Genomic DNA, 14,638 nt, shown 5'->3' with positions numbered 1-14,638 from the left:
ACGGCAGGGGGCCGCGCATCGGCAGGGGGCTGCGGGATCAGTAGTTCTGCCACTCGTGGCGCGCGTACTCCAGCACCACCGGGTCCATCAGGGTGCTCGGCCGTACGTCCTGCGGGCGCCGGTCCACCGGGAAGACGGTGGCGGCCCGCAGGACGTCGTCGTCGAGGAAGCGCAGCGGCGGCGCGCCGTCCGCGAGGCGCAGGGGCGGCGCCGCCGCGTCCCGGCCGGGACGGGCGAGCACGAAGCCCCAGTTCCCGAAGCTCGGCACGTCCACCTGGTACTCCGTGGTGCGGTAGCCCGCCTCCCGGATCGTCGCCGTGATCGACCAGTACGACTTGGGGGCGAAGAACGGCGATCCGCCCTGCACCACGACCCGGCTGTCCGGCTTCAGCGCCCGCCGCAGCAGGTCGTAGAACTCGACCGAGTACAGCTTCGCCAGCGCCGCCGTGTCCGGGTCCGGGAAGTCGATCAGGACCGCGTCGTAGCGCCGGCCGCCGTCCCGCAGCCAGTTGAAGGCGTCCGCGTTCACCACCGTGACCCGGGGGTCGGCCAGGGCGCCGCCGTTGAGCTCCCGCAGCGGGCCGTAGCCCCGGGCCAGGCGGGTCATCGCCGGGTCCAGGTCGACCAGGGTCACCTCCTCGACGTCCTCGTAACGCAGCACCTCGCGCAGTGCGAGGGCGTCGCCGCCGCCGAGGACCAGGACCGAGGCGCGGCGCTCCGACAGGGCCGGGTGGACCAGCGCTTCGTGGTAGCGGTACTCGTCCACCGAGGAGAACTGCAGGTCCCCGTTGAGGAACAGCCGGGTGTCCGGTTCCCCGTTGAAGGCCGTCGAGCGGGTGATGACGATGTCCTGGTAGGGCGTGGTCTCCGCGTGCACGATCGGGTCCCGGTACAGCTGCTGACGGGCCGTCACCTCGATGTCGTCCGCCAGCACGTACACCGTGCCGAGGACGGCCAGTACCACGGCCATCCCGGCCAGCAGGCCGACCCGCACGACCCGGCGGATGGTCCGCCGGAAGATCCACACCACCACCAGGACGCCCGCCAGGGCGTTGACCGCCCCCACCACCAGGGCGCCCTTGAGCTGCCCGAAGGCCGGCAGCAGGAGCAGCGGGAAGCAGAGCCCGCCGATGAGCGCCCCGATGTAGTCCACGGCGAACATGTCGGCGACCGCGCTGCCCGCCTCCTGCCGCCGGATCCGCTGGAGCAGCGTCATCAGCAGCGGGATCTCGGCCCCGATCAGCAGACCGACCAGGAAGGACACCACGACCATCGCCGGCATGTAGAGGCGCAGCCAGGCGAAGGCCACGTACAGCACCAGCACCGACAGCCCGCCCGTCAGCGCGAGCAGCCCCTCCACGACGGCGAAGGCGCCCACCGCGCGCCGCTGGAGCGGCTTGGCGGCCAGCGAGCCGATGCCCATCGCGAAGACCATCACGGAGATGACCACGGAGGTCTGCATCACCGAGTTGCCGATGAGATAGCTGCCGAGCGCCGTCAGCGCCAGCTCGTAGACCAGTCCGCAGGCCGCGCAGAGGAACACGGCGAAGAGCAGCAGGAAGCGCGCGCCCCGGGAGTGCGTCGCCGGGGCGGAGACCGGCGGGCCGGTCTCCGCGGGCGGGGCGGCGGCGCGGTCCTGCGTGGTGGTGCCCATGGTGTGCGCGCCGTCAGGAGACGGCCGCGCCGACCATGAAGGCCGTGCCGATGTACAGGGCCGCCTGCACCCAGGCGGCGGGGTGCGGCCGGTCGCCGTTGTCGTCCAGCACCGCGTGCCCGAGCCGGCCCGGCGTCAGCAGCCCCACCACCAGCGAGACCACGGTCATCACGGCCACGCCCGCCAGGCCGTACACCAGGGTGCTGAACAGCCCCAGTCCGAGACCCAGTTCGGACTCGCTCGCGCGTATCGACTGGTCGATGACGAGGCCGATGGCGACGGTCTGGCCCGCCAGCAGCACGGCGGCGCCGCGGTTGCGCTCGGTCCACACCACGTGCACCAGTTTGCCGGGCGTGACGAGGTCGAGCGCGATGAAGCCGACGGCCATCACGACGAAGCCGACCAGGCCGTAGAGCAGGGCGTTGCCTGCCGATTCCAGGATCTCTGACACGGGAGTGCCTTTCGGGCTTACGGGCTTGCGGGCTTGGCTTACGGGCTTGCGGGCGGTTGGGGCGGGCCTGCGGGGCTTCGGGGCCTCGCGGAACGGCGTACGCAGGCGCGGGGCTGCCGGCTACTTGCCGGACCCGGGTCCGCCGCCCCGGAACGCGCTGTCGGGGTTCGGCCACAGCGAGCCGATCCGGGAACGCCAGCGCTGGTGGCCGGTGCGGTAGTCGTCGATCTCGATCCGGCTGCCGCCCGCGGCGAGCGGGGTGACCGCCACGATGTCGTCGCGGTAGCGGAGGAGTTCGACGTCGGGCGTGCTGATGCGGTCGCGCGCCGAGGTGTGTCCGTGGATCTCCTTGGCCACCACGGACAGTCCGTCGGTGGTGTCCGTCCAGCCGGCGCCGGGGGCGGCGCTGCGGTACTCGCTGCGTATCCACGAGGACGGCACGGCGTTGCCTCCGCTCCCCTCGCCGTCGTCGCCGCAGGCGGTGAGCGCCAGCGCGGCGATCGCGGCCACGGTCGTCACGCTGATGAGTCGGGCGGTCCTCAACGGGCCTCCAGCCGGGTGTGCGTCGCCACGATCTGGCGGCTCTGCGGGTACGTGTGCCAGGTGCGCCAGGTCAGTCCGTGCGCGTCCGGGCCGACGGTCAGGGCGGTGACCGCGTGCGGGGAACCGGGGAACACCCCGTACAGGGCGTCCGGGCTCGACTCCGCGCGGGCGAGCAGCCGCTCGACCTCCGTGCCGAACGCGGCCCCGGACAGGGTGCGGACGCGCGCGCCGAACCGGTAGGTCCAGTCGTCGAACTCGTGCACCGCCGACTCGGGCAGCCCGCCCGCCACCCCGGGCAGGCAGGCGACGGTCTCCCGCACCGGCCCGGCGAAGACCTGGTGGGAGGCGCCCAGCAGCCGCAGGCGCACGTCCAGGCCCGCCACCCGCGTCTCGCGGACGGCGAGGGCCGGATGCGCGGCCCGGCCGAGGGTGAAGGACAACTGGTCGGCGCCCGTGTCCAGGTACGGGATCGCGAGTGCTATACCGCTCATGCGCCGGCGCCTCCGGCGGCCTCGCCCGAACGGCCCGGCTCCGCCTGCGTGACGCCGTCCGGCACGCTCGCGGGCCGCCGGCGCGGCGGACCTGCGGCGGTGGCGCAGGCTGCGGACTCGGGCATCAACGGAGGGCCTCGGAACTCGTGTCGGTACGGGCGGGAGCGCGCCGAGTATGGCACAGGCCCGGCCCGGTCCCCCAAGGGGTTCCCGGCCGGGCCCGCCGACGTGCGGTGCGGGCGCGGCGGGTCAGCCGCCCGCCGCCTCCCGCGCGTACCCCGGCTCGCGGCCCTCCGGCAGGAAGAGCACCGAGTTGACGTACCGTTCCCGCTGCGGGGCGTCCCCGCCCGCGGCGGTTTCGGACCGCCCGCCGCCCGGCGTCAGGGTGCGGCGCAGCATCCCCCGGTGCACCAGGTGCTCGGTGCGCGCCTGGTGGGCCGCCAGGTCGAAGTCCGCCAGCGCCACCCACCGCCGGCCCGGCAGCAGCCAGCCCCGGAAGCCGAGCCCGGACAGCAGGTCCACCACCGGCGCCACCGGCTGGATCCGCGCCTCCAGTTCGATCAGCAGCGCCGGCCGCTGCCGGGACAGCACGCCCTCCGCGCCCCGCAGCGCGGGCAGTTCACCGCCGTCCACGTCCATCTTCAGGAACACCACGTCCCCCAGGCCGAGTCCGTCGACCGTCAGCGCGGGCACCTCCACGCTGTGCGCGTGCACGCTGCCGCGGGTGAGCGAGGAGAGCCCCCGGTCGCCCTGGTCGCCCTCCGGCAGCCACAGCCGGGCGGTGCCCGCGCGGTCGGTGGCGGCGCCGTGCACCACCCGGGCGTTGCCCGGCAGGGAGGACTTCAGGTAGTGCGCCAGATGGGCCACCGGCTCCACGGCGACCACCCGGTCGCAGCGGGCAGCCAGCCGACGCGCCCAGGGGCCGTACCAGCTGCCCACGTCGACGGCCGTGCCCCCGGCCGGGCAGTAGTCCGCGAGCCGGGCCAGCTCCGGCTCCAGACGCGGATAGAGCGCGCAGGCCGCCGAACCGACCCAGCGGGCCGGCAGCCGGGAGGCGACCGCGGCCGCCAGGGTGGTCATCGCGCCGCCGTCCCGTCACCCGGCGCGGAGCCGTCCGCGGTGGCGCGCACCCCGGAGGAGGGCAGCAACTGGGGGATACCGTCCACGACCGGGTATCTGAGCTGGAGCCGCGGGTTCCACAGGGCGTCGTGGCCGGGCAGGAGGGTGAGCGGCCCCTTGTCGAGCGGGCAGGCCAGGATCTTCAGCAGCGGGTCGTCGGGCTTCATCGGAGGACTCCAAACGGGACGTGCACCGGGGCGACGGCGGTCGGGCGGTTGGTCGGAGGTCGGGCGGTCGGGCGGTCGGGAGAGAGCGGGATACGGGACGGTGCCGGGAAGGCGGGTGGCCGGGGACAGCGGGTGGTGCGGGGCCGTGCCGTGCGGCGCCGGCCGGTCGGGGGTGGGCCGCACCGCACGGCACGGGTCAGGTGGCCGGAGCCGGATCGTGGCGGGGCATGGCCAGCAGCACCGACAGCGCCAGAGCCGTCCCCGCCACCCGCAGGGTCAGCAGCAGCGGGTCCTCGGGCAGCGTCTCCCCGAAGGTCAGCGTCCCGAGGACCGCTGTGAACAGGCAGGTCACCGTGGTGCACACGGGCACGATCAGCGAGGCGCGGCACCGCTGGAGCGCCGCCTGCGACATGACGAGCCCGGCCGCCGCCGTCACCAGCAGCAGATACGGGTACGGGGAGCCGAACAGGGCGCGCGCCGCCGCCCCCGGGCCCTCGCCCGTCAGGGTCCCCGAGGCGCCCTTGATGGCCAGCGAGCTGACGCCGTACAGCAGACCGACCGCCACGCCGTAGCCGATGCCGTTCGTCGGCACCCGGTGGCGCTTGCGGGACCGCTTCTCGACCTGCCGGTACAGCCACACCCCGGCGCCCAGGGTCGGTACGCACACCAGGAGGACCAGCGCCCACGGCGCCCCGGTGCTCACCGTGTCCTCGCCCTCCCGCACCGAGGCCACCACCATCAGCAGCGCCACCAGGACCGCCCCGAGGGCCCAGCGCTCCCGGCCGGACGGCTGCTCCCCGAGGACCGCCGAGGACAGCAGCAGGAGCAGCACCAGACCGGAGACGAAGATGCCCTGCGCCGCCGCGATGGGCAGGGCCCGGTAGACGACCAGCTGGGCCACGAACCCGGCCGCCAGGGCCAGCGAACCGGCGATCCACGCGGGGCTCGTCGCCAGGATCAGCACCGCGCGCAGGGGACGCCCGGCGGACAGCCGAGGCAGCCGCCCCAGCGCCCGCTTCTCCAGCACGAACCCCACGCTGTACAGCAGGTTGGCGACCAGGGCCGCGCCCACACCCCACCACATCCGCTACCTCCGCCGGGCGTGCGCCAGCAGGATCGACGCGGCCGAGGGGACGGCGCACGCGGCCCGGTCCAGCAGCCGCATCCCGCGCGGGACGCCGTGGAACGGGGCACCGGTGATCGACACGTCCGTGAAGCCGGAGGCGGTGAGGAAGGAGCGCAGCGCGCGGGCGGTGTAGAGCCGGAGATGGCCGACGACCTCCCGGCCCGGGCGGCCGTGGATGCCCCGCAGGCTCACCTCGGAGAACACCGGCTGCACCCCGGCGAGCAGCAGGGCACGGTTGTACCAGGCCGCCAGGTTCGGTGTGGACAGCATCAGATGACCGCCCGGGCGCAGCACCCGCCGCAGCTCGTCCAGTGCCCCGTCCGGGTCCACCAGGTGCTCGATCACCTCGCTGAACAGCACCGCGTCCGCGCAGCCGTCGGCGAACGGCAGCCCGCCCGCCTCGAACTCGCCGCGCACCACGTGGTCCACCCGGGTGCGGGCCCGGCGCAGCGCGTCCTGCGACCAGTCCACGCCGACCAGCCGGTGGCCCCGGAGATAGGGCGCGGCGGTGGCCGCCGCGGTGCCGTCGCCGCAGCCCACATCGAGGACGAGGGCGCCGGAGCCGCCGGTGGTGGTGCGCAGCGCCTCGGCGAGCAGCCGGGCCTGGCGGCTGCTGCGGGCGTCGCCGGAGGCCACGGGCACGGCGGGGTTCTCGTAGAAGTCCCGCAGCCCCGGGGGCGGCGCGGCGTTCACCGGGCCCCCTCGTCCGCGGAGTTCGCACCGGTCGCGGGCCCGTCATCGGCGGACCCGTGATCGGCGGGCGGCCCGTTCGTGGCGGACCCGTGATCGGCGGACCCGTGATCGGCGGACCCGTCCGTCGCGGCCAGCCGCTCCGTGAACAGCTCGCGCAGCCGGGCCCCGTCCGCGTCCCCGAGCAGGGAACGGGACCAGCGCAGCGCGAGATGGAGCCTCCCCCCGGTGGACGCGGTGGTGAACGTCAGTCCGCGCGGCATCCGGGCCGGGGCGGAGAACCAGACGGCGCTCGCCCGGCCCGCGTCCCCGAAGTCCAGCGGGTAGGGGATCCGGCCGATGTTGCTGAGCAGGGTTGTGGAGGTCCACGGGCCGGCCGCCCGGCGCAGCACCCGGGTCGCCCTCGCCCGCACGCCCACCGGCACCACGGGCGCGGTCAGCAGCGCCGCCAGCGACCCCAGCGGCGGCCGGGGCACGGCCTTGAGCGCCCGGGTGCGCTCCGCGGTGCGGCGCAGCAGCTCCCGGGGGTCGGCGTCCGGTCCGGTCTCCCCGGCCGAGAACGGCACCTCCACCAGCCGGGTGCCGTTGCCGATCGGCATCTCGGGGCCCCGGGGACGGTCGTCCACGGGCATGGTGATCCGCAGCGGCCGGCCCGCCGGAGCGCCGTGCAGCCGGTTCCACTCGGCGACGGTCAGGGCGGTGGCCACCATCAGCTGGTCGTTCACCGTGTACGGCGCGCCCGGCTCCCGCCGGGGTACGGCCAGTTCGCACACGGTCATCCCGTTCCCGGGGGCGTTCGGACCGGGCGTCCCGGCGGCCACCCGGGCGGGCCGGCCGTATGCGGCGCCCGGCACCGCGGGCGGCGCCGCCGGGCCGGAGGCGGCCCGGGCCGCGGGCGCCGGCACGGGGGCCGCCTCCCCGGCGTACAGTTCGGCCGCCGTCGCCGCGATCCGCAGGCACGCCGGGCCGTCCAGCGCCGCGTGGTGCAGCGTGAACAGCAGCACACAGCCCGCCCGGCCGGGCTCCTCGACGACCTCCAGCCGCAGCGGCGGCGAGGCGGTCAGCGGGGGCGGCTCGGCCAGGGCCCGGCCCCGGGCCGCGTCCAGGGCGCCCGGCGCGGCGGGCGGGAAGGACACGACCTCGGTGTCCGGGGCGCCGGTCAACTCCCAGGCGTAGCGCAGCGCGTACGGCCCCCGCGCCCGCTCCCGCACCAGCACCCGCGGATGCCGGGCGAGCGCCCCGGCGACCGCCTCGCGCAGCCGCGCGGGGTTTGGCCGGCCCGGGAGGTGGATCTCGATGTGCACGGTGTCCGGCTCGGCCGCATCCGCGCAGTGCCGGGCGATCTCGTCCACCACGGGGAACGGCACGATCCCGCCCCCGTCCCCGCCCCGGGCGCGCGCGGTCCCGGCGGGTTCGTGCAGTGCGGTCATCGCCGCCCCCCTCGTGCGTCGTACCGATCCGCCCGCCCTCCGCCCGCCCGGCCGCGGGCGGCGGCCACCACCGCGCCGCCCCGCCGGGCCGGGCGCGGTGCGGCAACGCCCGGGCCCGCAGGGCCCGTTGCCCGGACGTCCGGGCCGGCCCCGCCCTGCCCGGACGGCAGTCCGGTGCAGTGGGCCCCGGAGCCGGCGGTCTTGCCTGTGAAGTCCCGGCGCCGGACTGCTGCGGTGGCCGCGGGCGGCACGCCGGGCCGGAGGCGTGGGTGTGTGTCGGCTCGCCGGTGCGGGAGGGCGGTCGGTCCCGCAGGGCCCGTTGCCCGGACGTCCGGGCCGGCCCCGCCCTGCCCGGCCCGCCCGCCGCGGTGGCGAGCCGCCGCCCCGGCCGTGGGCGCGGAAGCCGCGCCGCCCCGCCGGGCCGGGGCGAGGGCCCCGGCCCGGCGGAGGACGGCGACGGGCACGGGCCTCATCGGGTGTCCCCGTCCGGCCCCGGACCGGACTCCGGCTGCTTGCGCAGGCCGATCGTGCGGCCCCCGCCGTCGGGCGCGGGAGCGGCCGGGGGATCGACGGGACGGGACGGCGGCGGCACGGACGGCGCCGGCCCCGGGTCCGCCGGACCGGCCGCCGTGCGGGGGTCGCCCGCGCGGTGGGACGCCCGCGTCCGGCCGTCCCGGAAGACCGTCACCACGGCCGCGAACAGGGCGGTCAGCGCCAGGAGCTGGGCGAGGGCGCTGTACGCGCCCCGGCCCGCCGCGGGCCCGTCGCCGCTGCCCACCAGGGCCACCGCACCCGCCGCCGCCATCGCGGCGAGGGCCACCGGCACCAGCAGCCCCGGCCGCAGCCAGGCCACCACCGCGAGCACCGGCACCACCAGGGCCACCGGGCCGGCCACCACCACGGCGACCAGGGTCAGGACCACCGTGCCCAGCAGCAGCCCCGGCGCGGGCGGCTCCACCGCGGGCGCGGTGTCCTCGTCCGCCCGGCGCCGGCCCACCGCGAGGGCGGCCAGGGCCAGCAGCAGCACGCCCGCGCCGACCAGCCCGGCCGTGTAGACCTTCGAGGGCTCGTACGTCAGAGTCACCGTGCCGCCCTCGCCCTCGGGGACGAGCCAGCCCTGCTGCCAGCCGTCGATCCGCAGCGACTCCAGCTCCTTGCCGCCGAGTTCGGCCTTCCAGCCCGCGTTGTGGTTCTCGTGGATCTGGAGGTAGGCGGCCTCGCCCGCGCCGACCCGGACCGTGCGCCGGTCCCCGTCGCCGGACATGGTGCCCGCGCCGCGCGGCGCGGCCTCGGAGGCGGCCGGGTCCCCGGTGGACAGGGTCACCGAGTCGATCGCGAGCGGACCCGCGTCACCCGCCTCCACCGTGTGGGTGCGCCGGTCCAGGTCGACCCGGCCGCCCTCGGTGCACAGCGACACCTCCACCGGCCGGCGCTCGGTCAGGTCCCGCACCAGGCCCTCGGCCCGGGTCTCCATGAAGGTGCCGTCCACCGACACGACCGGGCCCTTGCCGCACGGCAGGCTGAAGGTCTTCTCCGGGTCCGGCTGCGGCGCCCGGAACTTCTCCAGCGCCGGGATGTGCAGCTCGCTCAGACCCACCGGAAGCTGCAACTGGTCGTCCGCGACCGGATTGTGCAGCGTCAGCGGCGCCTGCTTGGAGATGGTGATGTCCATCCGGTCGGTGGTGATGGGCGCGAAACGGGCCATGCCGTTCTCGTCCACCGCCGCGACCGCCGTCCCGTCCGGCGAGCTGATCTGCACCTGCTCGGGACGGGTCGACAGACCGCCCGCGCCCGCGAAGACCATCTCCCCGACCGAGGTCTTCTCCGGCCAGCGCAGATGCAGCACCGGCCGCTCGCCGGAGATCCACGCCGTGGTCAGGTCGCCGTCGGTGAGGTTGCGCGGGCTCAGGTTGGTGCCGAGCCGCGCCGTGGAGTCCGCCGAGACGAGGATCTTCTCCCGCTGCCCGGTCAGTTCGAACAGCAGCTCGTCCAGGGCCGCCCCCGGCACCGGCAGAGCCGTCGCCCTCAGCGTGTACTGGCCGGCCCGCGCCGCGTCGAACTGCCGGTGCAGACCGGTCTCGGCGGCCACCGCGGACAGTCCGCCCGGGTCGCTGCCGCGCCGCAGCGAGTACGTCACCGACTCGCCCGCGTCCTTCGGCGCGTCCGCGGGCAGCTCCAGCATCCGCGTCACCTGGACGCCAGGGATCGCGATGTCCGTGAACCCGGCGCCGGTCAGCCCCGGCCGGCCCTGCTGGGAGTCGAGGATGGTCACCTTCAGCCAGGCGGCCTGCCCGTCCGGCGCGGCCACGTCCTGGGCGCTGCCGTCCGGGCGCAGCGGACTGACCCGGCTGCCCTGGTCGGTCTCCACCCGTACCGAGGTCGGCGCGGCGCGCACATTGCCGCTGGGCAGGGGGGTGATCCGCAGCGTCGGCGGGATCGAGGTCGGGGTGGAGAAGTCGATCCGCACCCACTCGCCCTTGGGCGTGCCCGGCGATCCCTCGGCCCAGCCCGTCTCCGGGTTGCCGTCGAAGGCGTTCACCGGGTCGTACTGCGGCAGATGGAACAGCCAGTTGCCCACCGAGGACGCGGTCACCTTCGCCGCGCCGCGCAGCACGGCCGTCGTCTGGTGCCCCTCGCCCTCCACCGGCAGGATCTGCCGTGGTGCGGCGCCCGGGTCCTGCACCGACTCGGCCGCGTTTCGCTCGGTCGCCGTATAGGTGTGGGACGTACCGGAGTTGACGAGTCCGAAGCGGGTGTCGGCGCGGCGCATGCCGTCGCCCGCCGCGTAGAGCGGCGGCTGCTCGACCCCGGGGTGCCGGTCGCCCGCGAGGACGGTGGGCCGGCCGTCGAGGGTGCCGTCGGCGCCCAGCGGCAGCAGGCTCTCCGGGCCGCCGCTGACCACCGCGGTCTGAGCGGCGGGTGAGATCCGGGCCCGGCCGGGACGGTCCGTCCCGGCCGGCGGCTCGTAGATCTCCACCGCCCGCCGGCGCGGGAACAGCGCCTCGACCTGCACGGGCGTGTCGTCGGCGATCCGGCCTGCGGTGGTCACCGGGCCGAAGCCGGTCACCCGCTGGTAGCCGGACGCCTCCAGCGTGCGCACCACGGTCGCGGTCGGCACATGGCCGAGCTGGTCCGGGTCCAGGTCGTTGCGCACCACCACGTAGTGCAGACCGGCCCGGTTGAGGTAGGTGCTCAGCCCCGGCACCTCGCCGCCGGAGGTGAGCGCCTGCTCGACCGCGTCCATCGCCCGACGGTTGCCCGGGGTGCCGAAGGGCACGTAGTCGCGCTGCGCCCACGGCGAATCGGCCAGCACGTCCAGCGGCTGGTCGATCGGCGAGCCCCAGGTGTAGATGCCGTGCGCGGTCGCGGGCACCACCAGGGCCCGGTCGTCCGAAGAGTTGTCGGCCAGCCAGTCGGCCGTGGTCTCCCAGTACGCGGGCAGCTTCTGGAACGAGCCCGGCTGGAGGATCGCGCCCGTCAGGTACGGCAGGGCGAGGCCCGGCAGCACGGCGACCGCCGCCAGCACCGGGGCCACGCGCCGCACCCGCACCGGGGCCGCGTGCGCCAGCAGGTGCATCAGGCCCAGCGCCAGCACCAGCGCCAGACCGGTCTGGAACTTGTACACGTTGCGGAACGGCACCAGCGGCCCGTTGAGCAGGTCCTGCACCACCCCGTGGAACGGGCCGCCCAGCGCGCCGCCGTACCCGGCGAGGGTGACCAGCGCGACCGTGATCGCGGTGAGGACCAGCCAGCGGCGTTCCGGCACGTCCCGGCGGGCGAGCCCGGCGAGACCCAGCGCTGCGGCGAGCGCGGAGCACACGATCACCACGGCGGAGGTGGCGACGGCCCAGCCGGCCGGCAGCCACGCCTCACCGAAGTTCAGATAGCCGACCCAGTTGCCCGCACCGCGCAGCACCTCCGTCGCCGACATGGTCGCCGTGGTGGTCTGCGAGGTCTCCACGTACGGCATGAAGTTCTCGCCGTAGGTGCCGAGCAGCAGCAGCGGAACGATCCACCAGGCCGTCGCCATGATGACGAACGGCGCCCACCAGGCGATCAGCGGCCACTTGCGCGGCCCGGCCGGGCGGCTGAGCAGGTACAGGCCCACCGGGAGCAGGGACGCCAGCGTGGAGGCCGCGTTCACGCCGCCCATCAGGGGCACGATCAGCGCCGAACGCGCCGCGGCCACCCGGGGCGAGTACCGCGGGTCGGCCAGCGGCAGCAGCACCCACGGCAGCACCGCGCCGGGCAGCGCGGCGGCCGAGGTCGAGCCGACGACGATGGTGTACGTCGGCCACAGCGCGTACACCGCCGCGCCCAGCAGCCGGGTCCGGTCCGAGCCGATGTCCAGCCGCTCCGCGAGCCGCAGCGCTCCCCAGAACGCGACGGACACCACCAGCGACAGCCACAGCCGCTCGGCCAGCCACACCGGCAGCGCGACCAGGTCGGCCAGCGCGTGGAACGGCAGCATCGGGATCGCGTAGCCGACGTACTGGTCGGCGATCCCGCCGAAACCCGCCCGGTCGTGCCACAGGCTCCCCAGGTCGCCGATGAAGCGCCACGGGTCGGTGACCACGCCGAGTTTGGTCTCGAACGTCATCCGCCCGGGCGCCGCGGCGAGGAAGGCCGCGAACACGGCGGCCCAGAAGCCGAGCAGCCAGCGCCGCGACCGGGGCCGCGGCCCCGGTGCGGTCGCGCCCGCGGGCTCGGGGCCCGGTGGCGCGGCTGGCGGACGAGCGGGGATCGTGCTGGTCATGGACACCGCCGGAGAATGAGGAGAAGGTTCCAGGTGGCGACTTCGCGCAGGTACGGGATCCGGGGCACGAGCCCCGGGACCACCGGCCAGTAACGCGAGCGCGCCGAGACGATCCGCACGTCGTCCCGTGCGCGGATGTGTCGCAGCGTCTGCCCCACGCCGATGGGGAAGAGGTTCTCGCCGAGCCGGTGCTTGGCCGGCCGGCCGGTGCGCCGCTCGTAGCGCTCACGCGCCCGCTCGGCGCCGAGGTAGTGCCAGGGCGCCCACTCGTGGCCGCCCCAGGGGGAGAGCCAGTTGGTGAACGACACGTAGACGAGCCCGCCGGGGCGGGTGACCCGTGCCATCTCGCTGAGGAAGGTGTGCGGGTCGGCGACGTGCTCCAGGACGTTGGAGGAGAAGCAGAGGTCGGCGGCGCCGTCGGCGAGCGGCAGCAGATAGCCGTCGGCCAGCACCGTCCCCTCGCCCGGCGCCCCGGCCAGCTCCGCCGGGTCCGGCTCGAAGAGGTAGCTCTCGGCGCCGCGCCGGCGGAACTCGCGGGTGAAGTGGCCCGCACCGCCGCCCACGTCGGCGACCACCCGGCCGTCGAGGCGCATGTACCGCTCGACCTGGTCGGCAGCGTCCCGGGCCAGCAGCTCGTAGGCGGTCGCCGGGTCCTCCTGCTCCCGCATGAAGGCACGGAAGAGGGTGAGCGAGCGGCGGAACGAAGGATCTTTCACGCGCGTGTACCGTCCGTGCGGGGAGAGCGGGCGGGGAGCGCGGCGACCGGCCCGGCCAGCGGACCGTGCGGGCGGGCGGGCGTCGCGGGGGCGGGTGCCGTCGCGGGGGCGCCGTTCGCGCGCCGGGCCGCCACCGGGGACGGAACGCCCCCCGACGCCCCGGCCCGGGCCGCCGCCTCCGCCGCGACCGCGCGGAAGCCCGCGACCGTGGCGCTCCACCGGTACGCGGCCGCCCGTTCGGCCGCCGCCTTGCCCATCTCGGCGCGCCGCGCGTCGTCCAGCGCCAGCGTGCACCACGCGGCGGCGAACGAGGACTCGCCGCGCGCCAGGACGCCGGTGACCCCGTCCTGGACGGAGTCCCGCAGCCCCGGTACGTCGAAGCCGATCGCCGGCGTGCCGCGGGCGGCGGCCTCGGTGACCACAAGTCCCCAGCCCTCCACCGCCGCCGGGTGCAGCAGCAGCCAGGACTCGCACAGCAGCCGGTGCTTCTCCTCCTCGGAGACCCGGCCGGTGAAGACCACGTCCGGACCGGCCATGCGCTCCAGACGGGCGCGCTCGGGCCCGTCCCCGACGATGACCAGACGGCCCCCGGTGACCGGGCGGACCCGCTCCCACAGGCGCAGCAGCATGTCGACGCGCTTGTAGTCGACCAGCCGGCCGAGCGCGGTGAAGAGCGGGGTCGCCGAACGCGGGCTGCGCAGCCCGGGCTCGTCCACGCCGTTGTGCACCACCCGGATCCGGTCCTGCGGCACGCCGAGCGCGCGCAGTTCCCCGGCCGTCGACGGCGACACCGCGACCAGCAGATTGCCGCGGTGCGCCCGGGCCAGCGCCCAGTGCTCCAGACGGCGGCCGAACCGTGCCACGGGCGACGGGAAGCGCATGCTCCACAGGTCCGTGTGCACATGGTTGACCAGGCACAGGGTCGGCCCCCGGTGCCAGAGCGGGGCCAGGTACGGCATCCCGTTGCACACCTCGACCAGCAGGTCGCACTCGCCGACCTGGCGGGCGAAGGCGGACCGGGCGGCCAGGAAGTGGCCGAACTCGGAGCCCGCCGACACCACCCGGTAGGAGCGGTGCGCGGCCGGGCCGCCGCAGAGCAGGGTGACCTCGTGGCCGGCGGCGGTGAGCCCCGTGGCCAGCTGGTCGATCAGAAGTTCGGAGCCGCCCGCGGACCGGTTTCCCAGGTCGCGGTGGGCGAGGAAGACGACCCGCCGGGGCGGGGCGCCGTCGAGGGAGTCGAGTGAGACGCCTGCCGCCGCCCCCGGGACGGGCGCGCCCCCGCCGGCGGACGGACCGACGGAGGGGAACGCGCTCGCGAGGGACGGGGGAGCGAGGCGTGGGGGAGGTACGTGCTGGGGCATTGCGTGCTCCAACTCGTTGCGGTGTGCGGAGGGTTGACGGGCGCCGGCGGCTGAGGGAGGCCGGCCGGCCGCCCGGTGGCGCTGTGGGCGCGGCACGAGAGACCGACGAGACGACGGAACGACGAGACGACGAG

General features: G+C 75.9%; 12 protein-coding genes. All 12 read right to left on the bottom strand.

The window, feature by feature from the left end; genetic code table 11:
* Positions 1 to 37 precede the first annotated feature (37 nt).
* The gene (locus tag C593_RS0122215; RefSeq protein ID WP_018849522.1) at positions 38 to 1,654 is read right to left on the bottom strand and encodes a polyamine aminopropyltransferase; all 1,617 of its coding nucleotides are present in this window, start codon (positions 1,652 to 1,654) and stop codon (positions 38 to 40) included.
* A 13-nt stretch (positions 1,655 to 1,667) separates the two neighbouring features.
* A complete protein-coding gene (locus tag C593_RS0122210) occupies positions 1,668 to 2,105 on the bottom strand; it encodes a DUF350 domain-containing protein (RefSeq protein WP_018849521.1) in 438 nt (145 codons plus the stop codon).
* Between the two features lie 120 nt (positions 2,106 to 2,225).
* Positions 2,226 to 2,624: a DUF4247 domain-containing protein gene (locus tag C593_RS0122205; protein WP_018849520.1), complete on the bottom strand. Its 399-nt coding sequence runs from the start codon at positions 2,622 to 2,624 to the stop codon at positions 2,226 to 2,228.
* Positions 2,625 to 2,644: 20 nt separating this feature from the next.
* Entirely contained in the window at positions 2,645 to 3,139 is a 495-nt protein-coding gene (locus C593_RS0122200; RefSeq protein ID WP_018849519.1) for a DUF2617 family protein, read from the bottom strand.
* A gap of 249 nt (positions 3,140 to 3,388) precedes the next feature.
* Positions 3,389 to 4,219 (bottom strand): FkbM family methyltransferase, encoded by an 831-nt coding sequence (locus tag C593_RS0122195; protein ID WP_018849518.1) that lies wholly within the window; start codon positions 4,217 to 4,219, stop codon positions 3,389 to 3,391.
* Complete coding sequence (locus C593_RS0122190; RefSeq protein ID WP_018849517.1) at positions 4,216 to 4,425, bottom strand: Trm112 family protein; 210 nt, start codon at positions 4,423 to 4,425, stop codon at positions 4,216 to 4,218. The genes C593_RS0122195 and C593_RS0122190 overlap by 4 nt, the downstream gene beginning before the upstream one ends.
* A 196-nt stretch (positions 4,426 to 4,621) precedes the next feature.
* Positions 4,622 to 5,509: a hypothetical protein gene (locus tag C593_RS0122185; RefSeq protein ID WP_018849516.1), complete on the bottom strand. Its 888-nt coding sequence runs from the start codon at positions 5,507 to 5,509 to the stop codon at positions 4,622 to 4,624.
* Between the two features lie 3 nt (positions 5,510 to 5,512).
* Positions 5,513 to 6,244 carry a class I SAM-dependent methyltransferase gene (locus C593_RS0122180; RefSeq protein ID WP_018849515.1) on the bottom strand — a complete coding sequence of 244 codons (732 nt, stop codon included), beginning with the start codon at positions 6,242 to 6,244 and terminating at the stop codon, positions 5,513 to 5,515.
* The gene (locus C593_RS0122175; protein WP_018849514.1) at positions 6,241 to 7,671 is read right to left on the bottom strand and encodes a hypothetical protein; all 1,431 of its coding nucleotides are present in this window, start codon (positions 7,669 to 7,671) and stop codon (positions 6,241 to 6,243) included. The genes C593_RS0122180 and C593_RS0122175 overlap by 4 nt, the downstream gene beginning before the upstream one ends.
* Before the next feature lie 469 nt (positions 7,672 to 8,140).
* The gene (locus C593_RS30195) at positions 8,141 to 12,427 is read right to left on the bottom strand and encodes an alpha-(1->3)-arabinofuranosyltransferase domain-containing protein (protein ID WP_018849513.1); all 4,287 of its coding nucleotides are present in this window, start codon (positions 12,425 to 12,427) and stop codon (positions 8,141 to 8,143) included.
* Positions 12,424 to 13,143, bottom strand: a complete 720-nt coding sequence (locus C593_RS0122165) for a class I SAM-dependent methyltransferase (RefSeq protein WP_018849512.1) — start codon at positions 13,141 to 13,143, stop codon at positions 12,424 to 12,426. The genes C593_RS30195 and C593_RS0122165 overlap by 4 nt, the downstream gene beginning before the upstream one ends.
* A complete protein-coding gene (locus C593_RS0122160; protein WP_018849511.1) occupies positions 13,140 to 14,504 on the bottom strand; it encodes a glycosyltransferase family 4 protein in 1,365 nt (454 codons plus the stop codon). Before C593_RS0122160 ends, C593_RS0122165 begins: the two co-directional genes overlap by 4 nt.
* Between the last annotated feature and the right edge of the window lie 134 nt (positions 14,505 to 14,638).

Source organism: Streptomyces sp. CNT372 (assembly GCF_000377145.1).
Note: the sequence above shows the minus strand (reverse complement) of the source record. Positions and strands in the feature narration are given on the sequence as shown.

Coding starts and splice junctions, on each gene's coding strand:
- C593_RS0122215 (WP_018849522.1), bottom strand. CDS start 1,654: ATGGGCACCACCACGCAGGACCGCGCCGCCGCCCCGCCCGCGGAGACC.
- C593_RS0122200 (WP_018849519.1), bottom strand. CDS start 3,139: ATGAGCGGTATAGCACTCGCGATCCCGTACCTGGACACGGGCGCCGAC.
- C593_RS0122195 (WP_018849518.1), bottom strand. CDS start 4,219: ATGACCACCCTGGCGGCCGCGGTCGCCTCCCGGCTGCCGGCCCGCTGG.
- C593_RS0122190 (WP_018849517.1), bottom strand. CDS start 4,425: ATGAAGCCCGACGACCCGCTGCTGAAGATCCTGGCCTGCCCGCTCGAC.
- C593_RS0122185 (WP_018849516.1), bottom strand. CDS start 5,509: ATGTGGTGGGGTGTGGGCGCGGCCCTGGTCGCCAACCTGCTGTACAGC.
- C593_RS0122175 (WP_018849514.1), bottom strand. CDS start 7,671: ATGACCGCACTGCACGAACCCGCCGGGACCGCGCGCGCCCGGGGCGGG.
- C593_RS30195 (WP_018849513.1), bottom strand. CDS start 12,427: ATGACCAGCACGATCCCCGCTCGTCCGCCAGCCGCGCCACCGGGCCCC.
- C593_RS0122160 (WP_018849511.1), bottom strand. CDS start 14,504: ATGCCCCAGCACGTACCTCCCCCACGCCTCGCTCCCCCGTCCCTCGCG.